This window comes from Lelliottia sp. GFLA7, from assembly GCF_056490165.1.
Map to the genome: position 1 here is coordinate 666,284 of NZ_JBWLAQ010000001.1, position 21,496 is coordinate 687,779.

A 21,496-nucleotide genomic window follows, 5' to 3' on the forward strand; every position below is an offset into this window, starting at 1 on the left:
GACCGGGGCGAGCAGGTGCAGCCAACGCCTCTGCAGCGCGAAAGACGACGGGAAATTAGCCGTCGATGCCTTTGCTACGCAGATAATCTTCGTAGTTACCGGTGAAGTCCACGATGCGCTCTGGCGTAATCTCAATCACGCGGGTCGCCAGCGAGCTAACAAACTCACGGTCGTGAGAAACGAAGACCAGTGTCCCCTGATACATCTCCAGCGCCATGTTCAGCGATTCGATAGATTCCATATCCAGGTGGTTCGTTGGTTCATCCATCACCAGAATGTTTGGTTTTTCCAGCATCAGCTTGCCAAACAGCATGCGACCCTTCTCACCACCGGAAAGCACTTTCGCAGGCTTTTTGATATCGTCCTGGCTGAACAGCAGACGGCCAAGAATGCCGCGAATAACCTGCTCGTCGTCGCCTTCCTGTTTCCACTGGCTCATCCAGTCAAATACGGTCAGATCATTTTCGAATTCATATTCGTGATCCTGCGCGTAATAGCCAATTTGCGCATTTTCAGACCATTTCACCGTACCGTGATCGGGCTGAAGCTCAGCCACCAGGGTTTTCAGCAGCGTGGATTTACCGACGCCGTTGGCCCCGAGAACCGCAATTTTCTCGCCCACTTCCAGCAGCAAATTGAAGTTTTTGAACAGCGGACCGTTATCAAAACCTTTGGTCAGTGCTTCGACTTCTAACGCATTACGGAACAATTTCTTGTCCTGCTCGAAGCGAATGAACGGGTTCTGACGGCTGGACGCTTTCACTTCGTCCAGCTTGATTTTGTCAATCTGACGGGCACGAGACGTTGCCTGACGAGATTTAGAGGCGTTGGCGCTAAAGCGGCTCACGAAGGATTGCAGGTCGGCAATCTGCGCTTTTTTCTTGGCGTTATCAGACAACAAACGCTCGCGCGCTTGGGTCGCAGCCGTCATGTATTCATCGTAGTTGCCTGGGTAAACGCGCAGTTCGCCGTAGTCCAGATCAGCCATATGGGTGCAGACCATGTTCAGGAAGTGACGGTCGTGCGAAATGATGATCATGGTGCTGCCACGTTCGTTCAGCACCTGCTCCAGCCAGCGAATGGTATCGATGTCCAGGTTGTTTGTCGGTTCATCAAGCAGCAGAATTTCTGGGTTAGAGAACAGCGCCTGTGCTAACAGCACACGCAGCTTCCAGCCTGGCGCGACTTCGCTCATCAGGCCGTAATGTTGCTCAACGGGAATGCCGACACCGAGCAGCAGCTCGCCTGCGCGGGATTCGGAAGAGTAACCGTCCATTTCGCCGTAGAGGACTTCGAGGTCGGCCACTTTATAGCCGTCTTCTTCACTCATTTCTGCCAGAGCGTAAATGCGGTCACGCTCCTGTTTCACTTCCCACAGTTCCCCGTGTCCCATGATCACAGTGTCGAGCACCGAAAACTCTTCAAAGGCGAACTGGTCCTGGCGAAGCTTACCGAGACGTTCGTTCGGATCCAGCGACACGTTACCGAGCGTTGGCTCTAAATCGCCGCCGAGAATCTTCATAAAGGTGGATTTTCCGCTACCGTTGGCACCAATCAGGCCGTAACGGTTGCCGCCGCCAAACTTGACGGAAATGTTTTCAAACAGCGGCTTACTGCCAAACTGCATAGTGATGTTGCTGGTAACTAACACGGGAGATTCCTGCGAAAAAGTGTGATAAACACGTCATTATGCCACAATTCCTAAATGAGATCCCGTGTTGCAGCGAACCACTAAACTTTAACAAAAGTGAAAAAAATGTGATTTCGTACACATCTGAATTCCCAGTGGGCGGGAATGCACATATAATGCGCTCCCATCACTGACTCAGACTCATCAACTAATCGCCAGAGTGGCAAAGATACCTCGCATAACATGAATATGAAATTATCAACGCTTTTTGCGGCGGCGTTAGCCGTAGTAGGTTTTTGCAATACCGCTTCTGCGGTAACTTATCCGCTGCCGACAGACGGTAGCCGTCTGGTGGGTCAAAACCAGGTGGTTATCGTGCCGGAAGGCAACGACCAGCCGCTGGAATATTTTGCAGCTGAATATCAGCTGGGCCTGTCCAACATGCTGGAAGCAAACCCGGGCGTTGACCCGTATCTGCCGAAAGCGGGCACTGTGCTGAACATTCCTCAGCAGTTGATTCTGCCGGACACCGTCCATGAAGGCATCGTGATCAACAGCGCGGAAATGCGTCTGTACTATTACCCAAAAGGCACTAACACCGTGATCGTTCTGCCGATTGGTATCGGTCAGTTGGGCAAAGATACCCCAATGAACTGGACCACCAAAGTCGAACGTAAGAAAGCGGGTCCAACCTGGACGCCAACCGCGAAAATGCACGCAGAATACATCGCTGCCGGTGAACCACTGCCAGCCGTTGTGCCCGCTGGCCCGGACAACCCGATGGGTCTGTACGCGCTGTACATTGGCCGTCTGTATGCGATCCACGGAACCAACGCCAACTTTGGTATCGGCCTGCGCGTCAGCCACGGCTGTGTGCGTCTGCGTAACGAAGATATCAAATTCCTGTTCGAGAACGTGCCTGTTGGGACGCGCGTACAGTTTATCAATGAGCCTGTCAAAGCCACTTCCGAGCCGGATGGCAGCCGCTACATTGAAGTGCATAACCCGCTCTCTACCAGCGAAGACCAGATTAATAACAATGAAATCGTACCGATTAATCTGAAGAGCAACGTGCAGGCTGTCACTACCCAGCCAGACGTTGAAGCGACGGTTGTTGATCAGGCCGTGCAGAACCGCTCAGGGATGCCGGTTCGTTTGAACTGATTCAAATCGAGACATAAAAAAAGCGGGCTTTTTAGCCCGCTTTTTTATTATCCGTTATTCACGATGACGATTCCGCCATGATCGTAGCGGTAGTGGCAGTGGGCATATTCCAGCGGCGTACCGTCTTCCAGATAGATAACCTGCTCCACTTCCAGCACCGGATCGGTTTGTTCACATATCAAATGCTGCATATCGAGCGCCGTCGGTTTTAACGCACGAACCACCCGATACGACCCCATAATTTTCAGCCCCAGCGTCTCCTGAACGTACTGAAACACCGAGCTTTCTAGGTGGGTTTTATTCAGGCCCGGAACCAGATTCAGCGGCATTACGGTTGAATCCAGCGACATCGGCTCGCCGTTGAGCGAACGCAAACGGATAAAATCATACACTGGCGTATCGACATTAATCATCAGCGAAGACTGCTCTTTCTCATTCGGAAAACGCAGTTCGAAATGCACCACTTTGCTGCTGACAGTTCCAAGATGTTCCCAGGTTTTGGTCGCACCAAAATAGTCGCTGCCGGAAAGATCCCACTGCGACAGCTGCAGGAAGTTTTTACGGATAAACGTCCCCTGCCCCTGGCGCGTATACACCAGCCCTTCCACAATCAGCTGACGCATGGCCTGCTGAATCGTCATACGACTGGTGCTGAACTCCGCCGCCAGCGCAAACTGGTCGGGCAACGGTTCGTTGGCGGCATACTGCTGACTAATAATGCGTTTTTTAATTTCCCGCGCTATGGTGATGTACTTCGCCGCCATCGCCTTTTCCTTATGATTGATCCGCTATCACACTGTTTTTTAACGCCACTCGCTCAGCAATCTTGAGGAAAGGCAGGTAGAAGAATACACCAAATACAATGATTGCCAACTGCACCACCACCGCGCGCCAGTCCCCCGCCGTCGCCAGCCAGGCGCTGAGTATTGGCGGCGTGGTCCATGGGATCATGACCACGCAGCGCGACATCAGCCCTAGCGTGGTACAGAGCCAGGCAAAATAAATGCCGATGGCCGGCAGCAGGACAAACGGGATCATCAGCGGCAGGTTGAACACGATCGGCAAGCCAAAAATCACTGGCTCGTTGATATTGAACAATCCCGGCGCCAGCGACAGCCGCGCCACCTGCTTTGATGACTTTTGACGTGCAAAGATAAAAATCGCAATCAGCAGGGAAATGGTACTCCCGGTTCCGCCAATCATGCCGAACGTAGGGACAAAGATATTATTGATAATGTGCGGAATCGGCTGTCCGTTAGCGAACGCGATCATGTTCTCGTTGGTGTTGATCAATAAGAACGGTTCCAGAATCACGCTGTTCACGACCGACTGATGAATCCCCAGCGTAAACAAGAAATTACCAAAGCTGTAGATAAAAAGCGTGCCCGGCAGGCTGGTATTGATCAACCGCAGCGGCTGCTGGATAAACGTGGTGATCAGGTGAATCAGGTCCGTGTGCAGCACGTTGGCGAGCAGCGCCGCCAGCACGGCAAACAGAGAGAGCGTAATAATCGTCGGGATCAGCGTGGTGAACGATTTACTCACCGCGGGCGGCACGTTCTCTCCCAGCGAAATATGCAGCGATTTTAAGCGTGATATGGCGATAAAAATTTCGGTAGAAAGCAGGCCAATGAGCACACCCGCAAAGATCCCCGTCGAGCCAATATTGCTGAACGTCAGCACCTGCGTGACGTTCACCGCCGTCTGACTCCCCACGGGAACCAGCTGTAACTGCATCGGCATCATAATGATAAAACTGCTGACAGCGATAACCACTGCCGAGACCGGATTGTCGAAGTCTTTGTTGCGTGCCAGCGACCAGGCAATCATCGGCGCTAACAGCAGCGCCGCAATATTCAGCGTGCCGTTAATGATCGCCTCGCCCCACACTTTAAACTGGGCAAGCGTGTCGCCCTCCAGCACCCACGGAAACACCACGTTATTCACCAGCACCGCAAGTCCGGCAAGGATGAAAATGGGCATGACCGTGGCAAAAGCGTCGCGCAGAGAACGTAAGTGCACCTGATTTGCCAGGCGCGCTGAGAACTCAACAAACTTATCAACAAAAGACTGCATCGCAGGTGTAATTTTTGTATCAGACATAGCGGATATTCCCATCAATCAGTCACAAAAACGGTCCGGCAGCGTACGACTTACAACTCGCGTCCGTTACTATGGATAACCTGTTTCAACCAGGCGTAGCTCTTTTTCGGCACGCGTTTCAGGTCTTTCAGATCGTGGTTTTCACGGTTGACATACACCACACCGTAGCGCTTACGCATATCACCCTGTGAACTGAGAATATCGATCAACCCCCAGCCGAGATAACCGATGACCTGCGCGCCGTCTTCAAACATGGCCGCTTTCATGGCGTCAAAATGTTTGCGGTGATAGTCGATGCGATAGTCGTCTTCGACCTGATTGACCCCATCCCAGGATTCGATAACGCCGATCCCGTTTTCAATCGGGAATACCGGTAAACGCCAGTCGTTGTAATAGCGGGTGATAATGGTGCGAAAGCCCAGCGGATCGATTTGCCAGTTCCATTCGGTGGCTTTCAGGAACGGGTTATTTTTTTCGCCGTGCGCGAGATAATAATTAACAGGTGTGCCTTCTGGAATCGGATCGCTGTCCAGCGTTTTGCTGGCGTAATAGCTAAAGGCCATGTAGTCATTTTTGGTACGTGCCAGCAGCGCCAGATCCTCTGCGCGATAAATATCGCTGAAACCCTGCTGTTCCACCACCGCCATTACCGCAGGGCTATAGCCCTGACCGGCAAAGACGCGCAGCAGATTCTGGTTGAGGAATTCGTCATATTGCTGCGCGCAGAAGATGTCGCGCGGCTTGCAGGTAGCGGGGTAAATCAGCTGATGCGCCAGCATACCGCCCATTAACTGACCCGGTTTCGCCTGATGCAAATATTCGGTCAGCGCCATGTGCCCCACCATCGTGTGGTGCTGGATTTGATACAGCTCGCGCAGGGTTTGCTCGCCTTTCATATACCCTGAAACACGGAACGCTTCCGGCATATGGAAGATATTTTGCTCGTTGTAGGTCAACCAGTACTTCACGCGGTCTCCGTAGCAGTCGATCATTTTTTTGCCGTAACGGATAAATGCGTCCATCACTCGCCGGTCCATAAATCCGTTGTATTCGTTCGCCAGCGCCAGCGGCATGTCGAAGTGATACAGGCACACCATCGGCTCAATACCGCGCGCGATCAGATCGTTGATGAACCGATCGTAAAAAGCGATACCCTCTTCGTTAAATTCGCCGTCGCCTTGCGGACAGACGCGGCTCCAGGAGATCTGGAAACGGTAGCAGTTCATGCCCAGATCCTGCATTAAATCAAAGTCTTCTTTGTAGCGGTGGTACGAGTCGGTCGCCACTTTCCAGTCGGATGCGTTTTCGCCGGCTTCACGAATGTCGTACACCGACATCCCTTTTCCGCCCTCATTCCACGCGCCTTCCGTCTGCATGCTGGAAACTGAGTTTCCCCATAAAAAATTCGCCGGTAGTGATTGATTCATGTTCGCTCCTATATGACTAGTCATTTAAGTTTCATGACTAGTCATATAGCTAAAGATGAAAAATCAATCAAAGATAAGGATCGTTTTTTGTGAGCGGGATAGAAATAAAAAAGCCGGATGCGCAATGCGAATCCGGCTTGAAGATCAGAACTCAATATTACTGCTGAGCTAACTGATTACGGCGATACTCGCCCTGACGCTCCAGCATCCAGCCCGGATATTCACGCGGCAATGCGCTGACAGCATCCAGCTGTATTAACTCATCGTCGCTCAGGCGAATGTCCGTTGCAGCAATATTATCGTCGAGCTGATCGACGCGTTTTGCGCCAATAATCACGCTGCTGACCACTTTCTGATGCAGCAGCCACGCCAGCGCGATTTGCGCGACGGAGACGCCTTTGCTGTCGGCAATGGTGCGCATCACATCGACACAATCGAATGCACGGTCTTTATCCACCGGCGGGAAATCAAACTCAAGGCGGCGTCCGCCGGTTTCGCTTTTACCGTCGCGATCGTATTTGCCGCTCAGCAATCCCCCTGCTAATGGACTCCAGACCATTAACCCCACGTCTTCGCTTTGCATCATCGGCACCAGTTCACGCTCAAGGTCACGCCCAGCGATAGTGTAATATGCCTGTAACGACGCAAAACGGGCCAACCCAAGACGTTCAGAAATCCCCAGCGCTTTGGCGATTTGCCAGGCTGCCCAGTTTGACACGCCGATGTAGCGCACATGACCGTGCTGGACGAGATTATCCAGAGCGTAAAGTGTCTCTTCGATTGGTGTGGCCGGGTCAAAACCATGGAGTTGGTAGAGATCGATATGATCGAGCTGCATGCGTCGCAGGCTCTCTTTCGCGCTATTGATGATGTGATATCGCGAGCTGCCGCGAGAGTTAACGCCCGCCGTGCCGGTTTCGCCAAAGACTTTGGTGGCGACAACCACATTTTCACGCGGAATTTTCAGGTTCTTCAGCGCTTGCCCGGTGATGATTTCCGAGCGTCCTTCCGAATAGACATTGGCGGTATCAATAAAGTTGATACCCGCATCCAGCGCACGCCCCACCAGCTTTTCGGCATCGCTTTGCTGAAGCTGGCCAATCTTGCCCCACATGCCGTCTTCACCCCCGAACGTCATGGTGCCAAGGCACAGCTCGGAAACAAACAGACCCGTATTACCCAGTTTTTGATAACGCATACGACGTTCCTCGCAATCTTCGTTTAAAAGCTACCAGAGAGTTATACCTCTCTGGTCCCGATTGCGAATGTGTCGTTCCTGTCTATTTCTTGCCCATTTCTCTAAACCAGCATAAAGCCAATCAAAGCCGCCCAAATCAGCATCGGCAGCGACCAGACGTGAAAACGCCACCAGATACGCCGATCGTTCGCCATTCTGAGCGCGATCAGGTTCGCCAGAGACCCAGGCAACAGGCCAAATCCTCCGACGTTCACGGCCCAGGCCAACAGAGCGGTTGGCGGCACATAGTTGATCAGCAAAATGGTAGACGGCACGTTACTGATGAATTGCGACAATCCGATTGCCGTCAGCCACAGCCCGAGGGGGGACAAATCGGTCACGCTGTGTAGCGCGCCCTGCAAAGCGGGCAGTTGAATCAGCAGATGCACATCGATAAACATGGCGATAAACACCAGCAGCAACGTCCAGTCGACGCTTATCAGTACACGACGCGCCAGCACCAAAAAGCCCGCCGCCACCAGCAACGCGCCCCAGAGGGCGAACTTCAGTTCAAGAGCCGTCAGGAAAACGATATACAGCGCCAGACAAGCCCATACCAGGCGCGGCTTCCACTGGGGAGTGACGCTTCCGCTATGATAATTCAGCGCTTTATTGGGAAAAGCAAACCAACACACCACCAGCAGCGACGCCATCATGGCCAGCGCCAGCGGCGCCATTTGCCAGGTAAAGGCCGCGAACGACAGCCCCGAGCGCCCCCACAGCAAAATGTTTTGCGGGTTGCCGATTGGCGTCAGCAACGATCCGGCATTAACGGCCAGCGCTTCAAAGATAATCAGCCGGTTAACCGGGATTTCGCACAGCTTGCGTAACGTCAGGGTGAGCGGCACCACGATGAAAAGCGCCACATCATTGGTCAGAAACGTGGATAGCAGCGCGGCGGCCAGCACCATAAAAAGGGCTAATTTGCGCTCGGTGGCAAACCGACGCACCGTTTTTCGCCCCAGCACGTCAAAATAACCGCTGAGCTCTACGCCTTTGGTGAGCATCATCAGCCCGCTGAGGGTGATGATCGTGTGCCAGTCGATGGCCTCAGGCCAGTTTTTTGGCGCAAAGGGCACGAAAAAGCTCAGCCCGACACCAATGACTAATAGAAGGTGGAAAAAACGATCTCGGGCAAGCGCCTGCAGTCCAGGGATGTTCATTCTGCGGGCGCACCGTATTTAAGGGTAAATTCGCGGAATCTCTCCAGCGTCTCTGCACTGACGTGATGCTCGATCCCTTCCGAATCACGACGGGCCGTATCCTGACTCACACCCAGCACCAGCAAAAAGTTTTCGACGATCTGATGGCGCTCCCGGCTCTCCTGGGCCAGTTTTTCACCTTCCGGTGTCAGGAAAACACCGCGCCAGGGGATCATTTCGATCAGTCCTACTGACGCCAGGCGTTTTAACATTTTCGCGACCGTAGGCTGAGAAACGCCAAGGCGCGCGGCCATATCCACCTGACGGGCTTCACCGACTTCACGAAAGAGATCGGAAATCAGCTCGACGTAGTCATCAATCAATTCGCGACGGTGCGCCTCACGCACCTGACGAAACCCTTCAACATGCTCTTCAACATTCACCAGTTGCGTCTTTTTTTTTGTAGTTGGCTTACCTGCGCGACTGTTCATTGTACTTCCTCAGTGGGGTGACGCCCGTGGCGTCCTATAACGAGAGCGCACAGTGTAAACCATAGCTCTACAAGCACAAAAAATTAACGAATTAGCCATAGCTATACAATATAGCCTGTGCTATATCTGTATGTAATGCAGTCACCCTTCACGGATCGAAGGGATCTGAAATCAGGAGGTCACATGAACGAATTCAAGAGGTGCATGAACGTGTTTAGCCACTCCCCCTTTAAAGTGCGGTTAATGCTGTTGAACATGCTATGCGACATTTTTAACGGCAAGCCACAGCAGAACGACAAACCCAATCACTAAGCGGCGTTGCGGTACGCTGCTTCATTTTTCTGTCATATTCCCCACGTATTCTGGTCGTTTGCCCCCCATTCCCCGATCTTTTTTACGGATTTGCAGCCCCTCTCGCAAAACATCTTATTAGCAACTGTTGACCTAATTGCCGACTGGCTCTATCTTCTTGCAGCCCTGCACCATTTGCGGCTCGCTGAAGCGGACCCTCATTCCCTCTCCACGCACTGTCAGGCAGGCTTTGACCCTCGACGCCAGGGTGAGCACATGGCGTTTTATGATAGTGACCTATGAATTTAACCCTGAAAGACACGATCGTTACCCGCAGTCGGGCCTTAAGCCCGTGGACGGGATTCTACTTTCTGCAATCACTGCTGATTAACTTTGCGCTTGGCTATCCCTATAGCCTGCTATACGCCGTTGCGTTTACCTGCCTGCTGCATCTGATGTGGCGAAGCGCACCGCGTGTGCAAAAAGTGGTGGTGGGAATATGCTCTGTGGTTGCCGCAATGTATTACCCGTTTGGTCAGGCTTATGGCGCACCCAACTTTAATACCCTGCTCGCGCTGCACTCCACCAATATGGAAGAGTCGACGGAGATCCTGACGATTTTCCCGTGGTACAGCTACGTCATTGGCCTGTTCATTTTTGCGCTGGGCGTGATTGCCGTGCGTCGTCAGCCGCAAGAGAAAAAGTCATGGAGCAAAATTGATAACCTGTGCCTGATCGTAAGCATCGCGGCATTTTTTGTCGCACCGGTACAAAACCTGGCATGGGGCGGTGTTTTCAAGCTGAAAGACACGGGTTATCCGGTTTTCCGCTTCGTAAAAGATATCGTGGTGAACAATAAAGAAGTGATCGACGAGCAGGCGCGTATGGCTGAGCTTTCAAACATGAAAGACACCTGGAACGTGCTGGCCGTGAAGCCGAAGTACCATACTTATGTGGTCGTGATTGGCGAAAGTGCACGCCGCGATGCGCTGGGCGCCTTTGGCGGTCACTGGAATAACACACCGTTTGCCAGCTCAGTGAACGGTACGCTGTTTACGGATTACATCGCAGCAAGCGGATCCACGCAAAAGTCACTCGGCCTGACGTTAAGCCGCGTGATCGATGGGAAACCGCAGTATCAGGATAACTTTGTCACGCTGGCCAACCGTGCCGGTTTCCAGACGTGGTGGTTTTCCAATCAGGGCCAAATCGGTGAATATGACACGGCGATTGCCAGCATTGCCAAACGTGCAGACGAAGCCCAGTTTCTGAAAAATGGCGATTTCGAGGCGGATAAAAACACCAAAGATGAAGCCCTGTTAAAGATGACGTCGCAGGTATTTGCTTCTCAACGCACCCAGCCTCAGCTGATCGTCCTGCATCTGATGGGATCGCACCCGCAAGCTTGCGATCGCACGCAGGGGAAATACGCAGAATTCGTGCAATCAAAAGAGACGTCCTGCTATCTCTATACGATGACGCAAACCGACGATCTGTTGAGCAAACTGTACACCCAGTTACAAAACACGGGTGACAGCTTCTCTATGGTGTACTTCTCGGATCATGGTCTGGCGTTCAAAGAACGGGGTAAAGCAGTGCAGTACCTGGCGCACGATGATAAGTTTCAGCAGAACTTTCAGGTGCCGTTTATGGTGCTGTCGAGCGATGATAAAAAGCATCGTGTGATTAAAGCGCGCCGGTCAGCGAACGATTTCCTGAACTTTTTCGCGCAGTGGACCGGGATTTCAGCAAAAGAGATCGCCAACAATTATCCGTTTGTATCAAACAAGAAAGCGCCCCCTGCCTACATTACCAACTTTAAGTTACAGAAAGTGGAGTACACGCATTTGGGGACCGATGCGTTTGAGATAAAAAGTCGCTAACTTGTGCGGCCTGCTACTCTCTCCAGGTGTGAGAAAGTACAAATACAAAACGGCAACCCAAGGGTTGCCGTTTTTGCTGTTACCTTCAAAAAAAATCCGCCACAGTGGGCGGATTTTTATTTCATCACCGAAGTGATTAGAAGCGGTAACCCACGCCTGCGATCCAGGTGCCAACGTCAACGTTGCGGATGCGGCTCTGCTCATAGGAGAAGTCCAGAGCAACGTTTTCGATTGGGTTGAACTGCATACCTGCGCCGTAAGAGAAACCGTAATCGCTAGTGCTTGCGCTGCGGTTCAGGCTTTCGTTCTCGGTCTGCTGGAATTTACCGTAGCCAACACCTACAACACCGTAGATGCTTGCCCAGTCATTCAGGCGGAAAGCTGGACCTGCGGTAACACCGTAGTACTGAGCTTTGTTATATGCGCCATCTTCAAAGCGATCTTTCTCGGTGTAAGTGAAAGAACCGATCACGCCCAGCGGGTTATTGTCTTGCTCGTAACGATACTTCAGGTTGAAACCGTTAGCTTTGTTGACAACGCCCTGCATATCGCTCTGAGCGTAACCACCGGTAACGGTAGAAGTAGCAGCTACAGCAGTACCTGCGGAAACAGCCAGAACAGCGGCCAGTGCTGAAAGACATGCAATTTTTTTCATAACCACCTCAAATGTGCTTCAAGTAAATCCGTAAGTTTTAAATATATCAAAAAATCTGGTGAAACTCTTTGTGATTCGTAATGTCTAACCGAGTCTTTGATGTAACAGAACATTTCAACGAGCAGCTATCTCTTTCAAATAACTCCGAATTTCCACATTTATTCGCTAATTTTGCGCGTCAATGACGTTACATTCATCCAGATTATTCCTAATCTATTAGCTGATAAATTCATCAACTCGCCGCCATTTTACGGATTTACGGCAACTTTTTTTCAACAAAGTCTCAACCGCTCACCTTTTATTTCCATTACACTGCGGCTTTTACTCCCTTTGACATAAATTGACAGGAGAAAGGATGCCTGGTTTGTCTCGTAAAGCGCCGGTCTGGTTGCCCATCGTCGTGATACTTATTGCTATGCTCTCAATCCAGAGCGGCGCGTCGCTGGCAAAATCGCTCTTCCCTATTATAGGTGCACCCGGCGTGACCGCGCTGCGTATCGCGCTTGGCACCCTGATTCTGGTGATTATTTTTAAACCCTGGCGTTTGCGGTTTAAAAAAGAGCAACGTCCGCCGCTGCTGTTCTATGGCCTGTCGCTGGGGGCGATGAACTATCTCTTCTACCTGTCGATACAAACCGTACCGCTCGGGGTTGCCGTCGCGCTGGAATTCACCGGGCCGCTGGCGGTCGCGCTATTTTCTTCCCGTCGTCCCGTGGATTTTGTGTGGGTTGTACTCGCAGTGCTTGGGCTGTGGTTCCTGTTGCCGCTTGGGCAGAATATTTCCCACGTCGATTTAACCGGTGCCGCGCTGGCGCTGGGTGCAGGCGCTTGTTGGGCGGTGTATATCCTGACAGGACAACGGGCAGGCGAAGAGCATGGGCCCGCCACGGTGGCGTTAGGCTCACTGATTGCCGCCATCATTTTTGTTCCGCTCGGCATGGCGCAAGCGACTGAATCCATCTGGCAATGGTCTGTGTTGCCGATCGGCCTTGCGGTCGCCGTGCTCTCTACCGCGCTGCCCTATTCACTCGAAATGATTGCGCTGACGCGGCTGCCCACGCGTATTTTCGGCACGCTGATGAGTATGGAACCCGCACTGGCGGCGATGTCCGGCATGGTATTTCTGGGCGAAAGCCTGACGCTGGTTCAGGTGCTGGCGCTGTGCTCGATTATTGCCGCCTCAATGGGTTCAACGCTGACCATGCGATCTGAACCTAAAATCAAAGAAATCGACATACATTAATATGCCCTATTCTGCATGGTTTCTTGCCATGCAGAATATACGCCAATTCTTGCCCCCCGTTATTTCCGCACATACTTTGTCATCAAGGTGAAATATTTTTGTGTATTTCACATGATTTCGTGAAATTAAGACTCATCCGCAACAAATAAAATAAAAACCTATAAAATCAATGCATTAAAAAAATACATTATTATCACTATTAAATCGATAGGCACAGTCAACCCTGCAGAATGAAAAAGCGGTGCTATACTTATTTCCGGTAATTACCTGGAACACAAAACATCAAGAGGATATGAGATTATGAGTACCGCTAAACTGGTAAAAACGAAAGCGTCTAATCTGCTTTATACCCGCAACGATGTATCGGACAGTGATAAGAAAGCGACGATTGAGTTGCTGAATCGCCAGGTGATCCAGTTCATTGACCTGTCATTAATCACCAAACAGGCCCACTGGAACATGCGCGGCGCAAACTTCATTGCCGTCCATGAAATGCTGGATGGCTTCCGTACTGCGCTGGTGACTCACCTTGATACCATGGCGGAGCGGGCTGTACAGCTTGGCGGTGTGGCCTTGGGTACGACCCAGGTGATTAACAGCAAAACGGCGCTGAAAAGCTATCCGCTGGACATTCACTCTGTACAGGATCACCTGAAAGAGTTGGCCGATCGCTATGCCATCGTTGCTAACGACGTGCGCAAAGCCATTGGCGAAGCGAAAGACGAAGACACAGCCGATATCCTGACTGCGGCTTCCCGCGACCTGGATCAGTTCCTGTGGTTTATCGAATCTAACATCGAATAATCCATACGGAATTTCAATCAAACCCTCGCCTTACGGTGGGGGTTTTGCACATTTATGGTGCACACTTTTTCCTGCGACGCCTGCAAAAGTAAAAAAGTTGTAATAATCACCTCACAAAATCGTTAACGAACGATTGTTTTATCGTCGTTAATTGCGCTTAATATCCTTCCGTCTATTGACTACATTGAAACGCACCAAAATAGTGCCTCACTTTGGTGCAAATCGATACTCTTGCAACGATTATTGTGCAACGTAAGTATATATCCTCTTTGCAAAACAATAGGTTGTAAAGTTGGCACGATTTTTTCATATAGCCGTTTGCTCCCGCAGGGGATCGCCCCGTGGATATAAAAGGAAATACTATGAAGTCTGTATTAAAAGTTTCACTGGCTGCACTTACCCTGGCGTTCGCGGTATCTTCTCAGGCCGCAGACAAACTCGTTGTGGCAACTGACACCGCTTTCGTTCCTTTCGAATTCAAGCAGGGTGATAAGTACGTTGGTTTTGACGTGGATTTGTGGGCGGCAATCGCAAAAGAATTGAAACTGGATTACACCCTGAAGCCAATGGATTTCAGCGGCATCATCCCGGCTCTGCAAACCAAAAATATCGACCTGGCGCTGGCGGGTATCACGATCACCGAAGAACGTAAAAAAGCGATCGAATTCTCTGACGGCTACTACAAAAGCGGTCTGCTGTTGATGGTTAAAGCCGACAACAACGACGTGAAAAGCGTGAAAGACCTCGACGGCAAAATCGTGGCAGTGAAGAGCGGCACCGGTTCTGTTGATTACGCGAAAGCGAATATCAAAACCAAAGACTTGCGCCAGTTCCCTAACATCGACAACGCCTATATGGAACTCGGCACTAACCGCGCTGACGCTGTACTGCACGATACCCCTAACATTCTGTACTTCATCAAAACTGCAGGCAACGGCAAGTTCAAAGCGGTTGGTGAGTCACTGGAAGCACAGCAGTACGGCATCGCTTTCCCTAAAGGCAGCGACGAGCTGCGTAATAAAGTGAACGGCGCGCTGAAAACGCTGCGTGAAAACGGCACTTACAACGAAATCTACAAAAAATGGTTCGGTACTGAACCAAAATAATTATTATTAAAGACGTTGTACGCTCAGGGGCGGCTTTCGCCCCTGCATTTTTTAGAACCACGGTTACAGGAAATTATCATGCAGTTTGACTGGAGCGCCATCTGGCCTGCCATTCCTCTCTTGCTTGAAGGCGCTAAAATGACCCTGTGGATTTCGGTCCTCGGTCTGGCTGGCGGGTTGATTATCGGTCTTGTGGCCGGTTTCGCTCGTAGCTACGGTGGCTGGATTGCAAACCATATCGCACTGGTTTTCATCGAAGTGATCCGCGGTACGCCCATCGTCGTACAGGTCATGTTTATCTACTTCGCCCTGCCTATGGCATTTAACGATCTGCGCATCGATCCGTTCAGCGCTGCGGTCGTGACCATTATGATCAACTCCGGTGCCTACATTGCGGAAATCACCCGTGGCGCGGTGCTGTCGATCCATAAAGGCTTCAGTGAAGCCGGTCTGGCGCTGGGCCTGTCCCGTCGCGAAACCATTCGCCACGTTATTCTGCCGCTGGCTCTGCGTCGTATGCTGCCACCGCTGGGCAACCAGTGGATCATCAGTATCAAAGATACCTCGCTGTTTATCGTTATCGGGGTGGCTGAATTAACCCGTCAGGGCCAGGAGATCATTGCCGGTAACTTCCGTGCACTGGAAATCTGGAGCGCCGTTGCGGTGGTTTATCTGATTATTACGCTGCTGCTGAGCTTTGTTCTGCGCCGTCTTGAAAGAAGGATGAAAATCCTGTGATTGAATTTAAAAACGTTTCCAAGCACTTCGGTCCCACGAAAGTGCTGCACGATATCGATCTGAATATTAAACAGGGCGAAGTGGTGGTCATTATCGGGCCGTCAGGTTCCGGTAAATCAACGCTGCTGCGCTGCATCAACAAGCTGGAAGAGATCACCAGCGGCGATCTGTTTGTCGATGGTTTGAAAGTGAACGACCCGAAAGTGGACGAGCGTTTGATTCGTCAGGAAGCGGGTATGGTGTTCCAGCAGTTTTATCTGTTCCCGCACCTGACGGCGCTGGAAAACGTGATGTTCGGCCCACTGCGCGTGCGTGGAGCCAACAAAGCGGCAGCTGAGAAACTGGCGAAAGAGCTGCTGGCGAAAGTCGGCCTTGCCGAGCGTGCGCATCACTACCCTTCTGAACTTTCCGGTGGTCAACAACAGCGCGTGGCAATCGCCCGTGCGCTAGCGGTGAAACCGAAAATGATGCTTTTCGATGAGCCGACCTCTGCGCTGGATCCAGAACTGCGTCATGAAGTATTGAAAGTTATGCAGGATTTGGCGGAAGAAGGCATGACGATGGTGATCGTGACGCACGAAATCGGCTTTGCCGAGAAAGTGGCGTCCCGTCTGATTTTCATTGATAAAGGCCGTATTGCCGAAGATGGCAATCCGCAGGCGCTGATCGAAAATCCGCCGAGCCAGCGTTTGCAGGAATTCTTGCAGCACGTCTCCTGATATTTTCACGCTAATCATCCAAAGCCGGGCACATTATCGCCCGGCTTTTTAATGCCAGATTGTTCCCAAAAACTTCCCTCCCCCGTGCTCCTTCTATACTTATCATTTTGCTGAGCATTTTCTTCATCGGAGGAAGCCGTGCCGTGGATCCTGCTGCTACTGTTTTGCCTTTTCTGCGCGCCCGCGCAGGCGGTCACTATTCCGGGCGTCACGACCGGCGCGTCAACCTCCCAGCAAACCACGCCAGCCCCTGAACCTGACGTTGAACAAAAGAAAGCCGCCTACAGTGCGCTCGCGGATGTGCTCGAGAATGACACCTCGCGCCAGGAGCTGATCGAACAACTCCGTACCGTTGCTGCGACGCCACCGCAGGATCCGGTCCCAAAAATCACGCCTCCGGACGTGGTTGAACAAAAAACCGTGCTGGAAAACGTCACCGACGTGGGCCGTCATTATGGCGACGCGCTATCAGCACGCTTCGCTCAGCTCTATCGCAATCTGATCGGTTCCCCGCACAAGGCCTTTAATCCGCAAACGTTCAATAACGCCGCCAGCCATTTTCTGATGCTGGCCGCGATGGTCTTTGCCTTCTACTGGCTGGTGCGTCTGTGCGCCTGGCCGCTGTACCGCAAAATGGGGCAATGGGGACGCAAAAAGAATCGGGAAAGAAGCAGCTGGTTTCACTTACCGCTGATGATTGCCGGGGCGTTCATTATCGATTTGCTGCTACTGGCGCTGACGCTGTTTGTCGGTCAAATTCTCAGTGATAATCTCGATGCCGGGAACCACACCATCGCCTTTCAGCAAAGCCTATTCCTTAACGCCTTCGCCCTGATTGAATTTTTCAAAGCGCTTTTACGTTTGCTGTTTTGCCCACGCGTGGCGGATTTACGGCCTTTCTCCCTCAGCGATGAGCACGCGAAATATTGGGCGCTTCGCCTGAGCATTCTCAGCGGGCTGATTGGTTACGGTCTGCTGGTCGCAGTGCCGATTATCTCAAACCAGGTCAATGTCCAGATTGGCGCGCTGGCCAACGTGCTTATCATGATCTGCATTACCGTCTGGGCGTTGTACCTGATTTTTCACAACAAAAAAGCCATCACCGACGGGCTATTGCATCTCGCCGATCGGTCGCTCTCTTTCTTTAGCCTGTTTATCCGTGCGTTTGCGCTGATATGGCACTGGCTGGCCAGCGCCTATTTTATTGTGCTGTGCTTCTTCTCGCTGTTCGATCCGGGCAACAGCCTGAAGTTTATGATGGGGGCTACATTCCACAGCCTGGCGATTATTGGTATCGCGGCGTTTGTGTCGGGTTTGCTGTCGCGCTGGATTTCGAAAACCGTCACGCTTTCTCCACAGGTGCAGCGAAATTATCCCGAATTGCAGAAACGGGTGAACAGCTGGATCTCAACGTCGTTGAAAGTCGCGCGCATTCTGACGGTTTGCGTGTCCATTATGCTGCTGCTTAACGCCTGGGGGTTGTTTGACTTCTGGAACTGGCTGCACAACGGCGCGGGCGAGAAAACGGTGGATATCCTGATTCGTATCGCGCTGATCCTGTTCTTCTCGGCGGTTGGCTGGACGCTTTTGGCGAGTCTGATTGAGAACCGGCTGGTGTCAGATATTCACGGACGCCCTCTGCCCAGCGCGCGAGCCCGCACGCTGTTAACGTTATTCCGCAATGCGCTGGCCGTTATTATCAGTACCATCACCATCATGATTGTGCTTTCTGAAATTGGCGTGAATATCGCGCCGCTGCTGGCAGGTGCGGGTGCACTCGGCCTGGCGATTTCGTTCGGGTCACAAACGCTGGTGAAAGACATTATTACCGGGATTTTCATTCAGTTTGAGAACGGGATGAACACCGGCGATCTGGTGACCATTGGGCCATTAACCGGCACCGTGGAGCGGATGTCGATCCGTTCCGTTGGCGTACGACAAGACACTGGCGCGTATCACATCATTCCGTGGTCTTCGATTACCACCTTCGCCAACTTCGTGCGAGGTATCGGGTCTGTGGTGGCAAATTACGACGTGGATCGCCATGAGGACGCAGACAAAGCCAAACAGGCGCTCAGATCGGCGGTAGAGGAGCTGATGGAGATGGAGGATATCCGAGGGCTGGTGATCGGTGAACCGTCGTTTGCGGGGATTGTGGGGCTGACGAATACCGCCTTTACGCTGCGCGTCTCATTCACTACCCAGCCGCTGAAACAGTGGACGGTACGCTTTGCGCTCGACAGCATGGTGAAGAAACACTTTGATCTGGCTGAAGTGCGAACACCCGTTCAAACGTATCAGGTGCTGTCGCCTGCTGGCGCACTTCCGCCACCGCAGGAACCGACGCTTTAAAACAGGCCGGGCATTGTTGCCCGGCACATCAACAATACATCACGCTTAAAACGATTTGCGGCGTTTGGCGTCGTCCATAAATGTCCAGGCGATAAAGCGGCTTTGCTTCTGCCCTTGCGCCATCTCTTTTTTCACCACTTTTACCGCGCCTACGGCAGTCAAAGCACGATACAGCGGTGGTAAATTATCGCCACGAGAAACCAGCGTCGTAAACCATTTCACGTGACGGGCAAACAATTTGCTTTCCGCAATCATCTTCTCGATGAAAGCCACTTCGCCGCCTTCACACCACAGCTCGTGCTGTTGACCGCCAAAGTTCAGCGCACCATCTTCTGCCTGACCGAGGTTGCGACGCTTACGTTCGCTGCCTGCGCGGGCCGTCTCGGCTGAATCATGGAAAGGGGGATTACACATCGTGGCGTCGTAGCTTTCATTCTTATGAATGATGCCGTTGAAAATGTCGGACGCCTCTTTCTGACGACGTAATCGAATCGCGCGGGTCAGCCCCTCGTTCCCGTTCACGATCGCCTGTGCGCTGGCATACGCCTCTTTCCCGGTTTCGCTTCCGGTAAAGCGCCAGCCGTATTCCGCGACACCAATCAGCGGATAAATCAGATTCGCGCCCGTGCCAATATCGAGCACCGTCGCTTGCGGCGGGATCGTCCCGGCATTATCTTCCGCCAGCAAATCGGCGAGATGATGAACGTAATCAGCACGTCCAGGAACAGGCGGGCAGAGAAAACCTTCCGGAATGTCCCACTGCGTAACGCCGTAAAAATGGGCCAGCAGCGCCTTGTTCAGCGCTTTTACCGCCAGCGGGTCGGCAAAATTCACTGAGGGTTCACCCGCAGGCGTCTGCACGATGAACGCTTGCAGTTGAGGGCAGCTCTGACACAGGGCATTCATGTCGTAGCGGTTGCGGTGGCGGTTACGCGGGTGTAATCCCGGCTTTTCGGCAGTCATGGTATTCTCCTTTTAACAGCGGCGTAAGATACCCTCTGGCGGCGCAACGGTAAATAACTCTCTTCCGTGCACAATAATCCGTCAAAAATCAGCAACCTGTATGTCTATGATATGTCAATATTTTGTCAATAAACATCGTTCAAAAAACACGCAGATCACCATCAAATTTTTACGCTAAATCACATCAGGATTACTTCTAAACTTAGTCTGCATTACCCGTTGTCATTCAGAGGATGTGATTATGAAGAAATACCTGACACTACTTGTACTTGCTGGTTCGCTGGCGTCGGCCTCGTTCTCCGCCTGGTCAGCTGAATCACTCTCCCGCAGCGATACCGGGCAGCTTCGCCCGGCAGGCACTGTCTCCGTCACCGGCGCAGCAAACCTCGACGACCTGCAGTCTAAGCTCGCTGAAAAAGCCAAAGATGAAGGCGCAACAGGATTTGTGGTGAACTCTGCTGGCGGTGAAAACCGCATGTTCGGCACGGCCACGATCTATAAATGAGAGTTAATGCTCATATAGCTGCATCTGCCCCCCAACAGATGCAGTTCTCACTGACCCCACCTTGACTGTCTATTTTTTAACCCCATATTCATTATATGAATGTCTATCGTGCATGAGGAGGCTGGCATGGCATCCGGTTGGGCCAATGATGACGCCGTCAACGAACAGATCAACAGTACTATTGAAGATGCTGTCGCGCGTGTTCGCGGTGAATTAGCGCAGGGCGAGAGTTTATGTGAGTGCGAGGAATGCGGCGATCCCATCCCTGAAGCCCGGCGTAAAGCCGTGCCAGGTGTGCGGTTTTGCATTACTTGTCAGCAGAATAAAGATTCAAAAAACACTTCACACTCAGGATATAATCGCAGGGGATCGAAAGACAGCCAGTTGCGCTGACTCTTCTTTACCTTAAACAAAGTCACCCACATTTAGCTTTACGCTCACGCTTTTTTCCGTGTCGCGTAGCAAAACGTGCCCTCGATGCGCGTTGTGTAAAGCGAAACGGCAAGAACGGTAAAGCGAGGATATGAATTTATTAATATTCAATAAGTTATTTGTCATTCAGTTTTTTTGAGCAATGCTGTCAATTCTCTTAGATTATATCTTCCGCAAAAAAACGTGATACTTATCACATCGACGGAACATCGTCCCCTTAACAGAACAACCTGCGAGAGATTAACTATGAAAACCATCAAATATGCTGTTGCCGCTATCGCCCTGACTACCCTTTCTTTCGGCGCATTCGCCGCGCAGTCAGTGACTGAAGCTCAGGCACAAAACATGAATAAATTGGGTGTTGTCAGTGCTGAAGGCGCGACCACACTGGATGGTCTGGAAGCGAAACTGGCTGAGAAAGCGTCTGTTGCAGGTGCAAGTGGTTACACCATCACGTCTGCGAACAGCAACAACAAACTCAGCGGTACTGCGGTAATTTACCAGTAAGCCAAACGATTTAATGCTCGACCCTCGCTAACCCCTCTGGCGAGTTGCTCCAACCCTCATTGACCCTGTTGTTGTTACCCTTTGTTTGCCCGTTCAGGATTGGA

The 21,496-nt window shown here is 51.8% G+C and carries 21 protein-coding genes; 12 read left to right on the forward strand and 9 right to left on the reverse strand.

Translation table 11 applies throughout. From position 1 onward, the window contains the following. Positions 1 to 55 precede the first annotated feature (55 nt). The gene (locus AC07RN_RS03245) at positions 56 to 1,651 is read right to left on the reverse strand and encodes an ABC-F family ATPase (protein WP_012016711.1); all 1,596 of its coding nucleotides are present in this window, start codon (positions 1,649 to 1,651) and stop codon (positions 56 to 58) included. 222 nt (positions 1,652 to 1,873) lie between these two features. Between AC07RN_RS03245 and ldtB the strand changes: the two genes are divergently transcribed. Then, positions 1,874 to 2,794 (forward strand): L,D-transpeptidase, encoded by a 921-nt coding sequence (ldtB, locus tag AC07RN_RS03250; protein WP_012016710.1) that lies wholly within the window; start codon positions 1,874 to 1,876, stop codon positions 2,792 to 2,794. Between the two features lie 47 nt (positions 2,795 to 2,841). Here ldtB and AC07RN_RS03255 read toward each other — a convergent pair whose 3' ends face one another. The 6 genes from AC07RN_RS03255 to mntR form a co-directional block, all read right to left on the reverse strand. Continuing rightward, the gene (locus tag AC07RN_RS03255) at positions 2,842 to 3,558 is read right to left on the reverse strand and encodes a GntR family transcriptional regulator (RefSeq protein WP_012016709.1); all 717 of its coding nucleotides are present in this window, start codon (positions 3,556 to 3,558) and stop codon (positions 2,842 to 2,844) included. Between the two features lie 10 nt (positions 3,559 to 3,568). Continuing rightward, on the reverse strand, positions 3,569 to 4,897 hold the full coding sequence (locus tag AC07RN_RS03260; RefSeq protein WP_478335559.1) for a PTS sugar transporter subunit IIC: 1,329 nt from the start codon (positions 4,895 to 4,897) through the stop codon (positions 3,569 to 3,571). A 50-nt stretch (positions 4,898 to 4,947) separates the two neighbouring features. Further along, on the reverse strand, positions 4,948 to 6,324 hold the full coding sequence (locus AC07RN_RS03265; RefSeq protein ID WP_478335560.1) for a glycoside hydrolase family 1 protein: 1,377 nt from the start codon (positions 6,322 to 6,324) through the stop codon (positions 4,948 to 4,950). 157 nt (positions 6,325 to 6,481) lie between these two features. Beyond that, the gene (locus AC07RN_RS03270; RefSeq protein ID WP_478335561.1) at positions 6,482 to 7,522 is read right to left on the reverse strand and encodes an aldo/keto reductase; all 1,041 of its coding nucleotides are present in this window, start codon (positions 7,520 to 7,522) and stop codon (positions 6,482 to 6,484) included. Positions 7,523 to 7,623: 101 nt separating this feature from the next. Beyond that, positions 7,624 to 8,724, reverse strand: coding sequence for an anion transporter (locus tag AC07RN_RS03275; RefSeq protein WP_478335562.1), 1,101 nt, complete (start codon positions 8,722 to 8,724; stop codon positions 7,624 to 7,626). After that, positions 8,721 to 9,194 carry a manganese-binding transcriptional regulator MntR gene (mntR, locus tag AC07RN_RS03280; RefSeq protein WP_012016704.1) on the reverse strand — a complete coding sequence of 158 codons (474 nt, stop codon included), beginning with the start codon at positions 9,192 to 9,194 and terminating at the stop codon, positions 8,721 to 8,723. Before mntR ends, AC07RN_RS03275 begins: the two co-directional genes overlap by 4 nt. 183 nt (positions 9,195 to 9,377) lie before the next feature. On the opposite strand from mntR, the gene mntS reads away from it, so the two are divergent. Both mntS and AC07RN_RS03290 read left to right on the forward strand, forming a co-directional pair. Beyond that, positions 9,378 to 9,506, forward strand: a complete 129-nt coding sequence (mntS, locus tag AC07RN_RS03285; RefSeq protein ID WP_041689350.1) for a manganase accumulation protein MntS — start codon at positions 9,378 to 9,380, stop codon at positions 9,504 to 9,506. 278 nt (positions 9,507 to 9,784) lie between these two features. Then, positions 9,785 to 11,368 carry a phosphoethanolamine transferase gene (locus tag AC07RN_RS03290; protein ID WP_478335563.1) on the forward strand — a complete coding sequence of 528 codons (1,584 nt, stop codon included), beginning with the start codon at positions 9,785 to 9,787 and terminating at the stop codon, positions 11,366 to 11,368. A 136-nt stretch (positions 11,369 to 11,504) separates the two neighbouring features. Here the strand turns inward: AC07RN_RS03290 and ompX are convergent, their stop codons facing one another. Continuing rightward, a complete protein-coding gene (gene ompX, locus AC07RN_RS03295) occupies positions 11,505 to 12,023 on the reverse strand; it encodes an outer membrane protein OmpX (RefSeq protein WP_012016701.1) in 519 nt (172 codons plus the stop codon). 355 nt (positions 12,024 to 12,378) lie between these two features. Between ompX and rhtA the strand changes: the two genes are divergently transcribed. The 6 genes from rhtA (at position 12,379) to ybiO (ending at position 18,985) form a co-directional block, all read left to right on the forward strand. After that, positions 12,379 to 13,266 carry a threonine/homoserine exporter RhtA gene (gene rhtA / locus AC07RN_RS03300; protein ID WP_478335564.1) on the forward strand — a complete coding sequence of 296 codons (888 nt, stop codon included), beginning with the start codon at positions 12,379 to 12,381 and terminating at the stop codon, positions 13,264 to 13,266. A gap of 300 nt (positions 13,267 to 13,566) precedes the next feature. After that, positions 13,567 to 14,070, forward strand: a complete 504-nt coding sequence (dps, locus tag AC07RN_RS03305) for a DNA starvation/stationary phase protection protein Dps (protein ID WP_012016699.1) — start codon at positions 13,567 to 13,569, stop codon at positions 14,068 to 14,070. Positions 14,071 to 14,432: 362 nt separating this feature from the next. Continuing rightward, a complete protein-coding gene (gene glnH / locus AC07RN_RS03310; RefSeq protein WP_012016698.1) occupies positions 14,433 to 15,176 on the forward strand; it encodes a glutamine ABC transporter substrate-binding protein GlnH in 744 nt (247 codons plus the stop codon). Between the two features lie 78 nt (positions 15,177 to 15,254). Continuing rightward, positions 15,255 to 15,914 carry a glutamine ABC transporter permease GlnP gene (gene glnP, locus AC07RN_RS03315; RefSeq protein ID WP_012016697.1) on the forward strand — a complete coding sequence of 220 codons (660 nt, stop codon included), beginning with the start codon at positions 15,255 to 15,257 and terminating at the stop codon, positions 15,912 to 15,914. Further along, positions 15,911 to 16,633, forward strand: a complete 723-nt coding sequence (gene glnQ, locus AC07RN_RS03320; RefSeq protein ID WP_012016696.1) for a glutamine ABC transporter ATP-binding protein GlnQ — start codon at positions 15,911 to 15,913, stop codon at positions 16,631 to 16,633. The genes glnP and glnQ overlap by 4 nt, the downstream gene beginning before the upstream one ends. 138 nt (positions 16,634 to 16,771) lie before the next feature. Continuing rightward, complete coding sequence (gene ybiO, locus AC07RN_RS03325) at positions 16,772 to 18,985, forward strand: mechanosensitive channel protein (RefSeq protein WP_478335565.1); 2,214 nt, start codon at positions 16,772 to 16,774, stop codon at positions 18,983 to 18,985. Between the two features lie 45 nt (positions 18,986 to 19,030). On the opposite strand, the gene rlmF is transcribed toward ybiO, so the two are convergent. Beyond that, positions 19,031 to 19,948, reverse strand: coding sequence for a 23S rRNA (adenine(1618)-N(6))-methyltransferase RlmF (gene rlmF, locus AC07RN_RS03330; RefSeq protein WP_478335566.1), 918 nt, complete (start codon positions 19,946 to 19,948; stop codon positions 19,031 to 19,033). 241 nt (positions 19,949 to 20,189) lie between these two features. On the opposite strand from rlmF, the gene mcbA reads away from it, so the two are divergent. From mcbA to ybiJ, 3 genes are all read left to right on the forward strand, one after another. Continuing rightward, positions 20,190 to 20,453: a DUF1471 family periplasmic protein McbA gene (gene mcbA / locus AC07RN_RS03335; protein WP_478335567.1), complete on the forward strand. Its 264-nt coding sequence runs from the start codon at positions 20,190 to 20,192 to the stop codon at positions 20,451 to 20,453. A 126-nt stretch (positions 20,454 to 20,579) separates the two neighbouring features. After that, entirely contained in the window at positions 20,580 to 20,846 is a 267-nt protein-coding gene (locus tag AC07RN_RS03340; protein ID WP_478335568.1) for a DksA/TraR family C4-type zinc finger protein, read from the forward strand. A gap of 285 nt (positions 20,847 to 21,131) precedes the next feature. Continuing rightward, entirely contained in the window at positions 21,132 to 21,392 is a 261-nt protein-coding gene (ybiJ, locus tag AC07RN_RS03345) for a DUF1471 family protein YbiJ (protein ID WP_478335569.1), read from the forward strand. Positions 21,393 to 21,496: the final 104 nt, after the last annotated feature.

Excerpts from the sequence above, each read along its gene's own strand:
- rhtA (WP_478335564.1), top strand. The coding sequence starts at position 12,379 with ATGCCTGGTTTGTCTCGTAAAGCGCCGGTCTGGTTGCCCATCGTCGTG.
- AC07RN_RS03340 (WP_478335568.1), top strand. The coding sequence starts at position 20,580 with ATGGCATCCGGTTGGGCCAATGATGACGCCGTCAACGAACAGATCAAC.
- ybiJ (WP_478335569.1), top strand. The coding sequence starts at position 21,132 with ATGAAAACCATCAAATATGCTGTTGCCGCTATCGCCCTGACTACCCTT.
- AC07RN_RS03265 (WP_478335560.1), bottom strand. The coding sequence starts at position 6,324 with ATGAATCAATCACTACCGGCGAATTTTTTATGGGGAAACTCAGTTTCC.
- mcbA (WP_478335567.1), top strand. The coding sequence starts at position 20,190 with ATGAAGAAATACCTGACACTACTTGTACTTGCTGGTTCGCTGGCGTCG.
- glnP (WP_012016697.1), top strand. The coding sequence starts at position 15,255 with ATGCAGTTTGACTGGAGCGCCATCTGGCCTGCCATTCCTCTCTTGCTT.
- ldtB (WP_012016710.1), top strand. The coding sequence starts at position 1,874 with ATGAATATGAAATTATCAACGCTTTTTGCGGCGGCGTTAGCCGTAGTA.
- mntS (WP_041689350.1), top strand. The coding sequence starts at position 9,378 with ATGAACGAATTCAAGAGGTGCATGAACGTGTTTAGCCACTCCCCCTTT.
- ompX (WP_012016701.1), bottom strand. The coding sequence starts at position 12,023 with ATGAAAAAAATTGCATGTCTTTCAGCACTGGCCGCTGTTCTGGCTGTT.
- AC07RN_RS03270 (WP_478335561.1), bottom strand. The coding sequence starts at position 7,522 with ATGCGTTATCAAAAACTGGGTAATACGGGTCTGTTTGTTTCCGAGCTG.
- AC07RN_RS03290 (WP_478335563.1), top strand. The coding sequence starts at position 9,785 with ATGAATTTAACCCTGAAAGACACGATCGTTACCCGCAGTCGGGCCTTA.
- glnH (WP_012016698.1), top strand. The coding sequence starts at position 14,433 with ATGAAGTCTGTATTAAAAGTTTCACTGGCTGCACTTACCCTGGCGTTC.
- AC07RN_RS03275 (WP_478335562.1), bottom strand. The coding sequence starts at position 8,724 with ATGAACATCCCTGGACTGCAGGCGCTTGCCCGAGATCGTTTTTTCCAC.
- dps (WP_012016699.1), top strand. The coding sequence starts at position 13,567 with ATGAGTACCGCTAAACTGGTAAAAACGAAAGCGTCTAATCTGCTTTAT.
- AC07RN_RS03255 (WP_012016709.1), bottom strand. The coding sequence starts at position 3,558 with ATGGCGGCGAAGTACATCACCATAGCGCGGGAAATTAAAAAACGCATT.
- AC07RN_RS03260 (WP_478335559.1), bottom strand. The coding sequence starts at position 4,897 with ATGTCTGATACAAAAATTACACCTGCGATGCAGTCTTTTGTTGATAAG.
- rlmF (WP_478335566.1), bottom strand. The coding sequence starts at position 19,948 with ATGACTGCCGAAAAGCCGGGATTACACCCGCGTAACCGCCACCGCAAC.
- mntR (WP_012016704.1), bottom strand. The coding sequence starts at position 9,194 with ATGAACAGTCGCGCAGGTAAGCCAACTACAAAAAAAAAGACGCAACTG.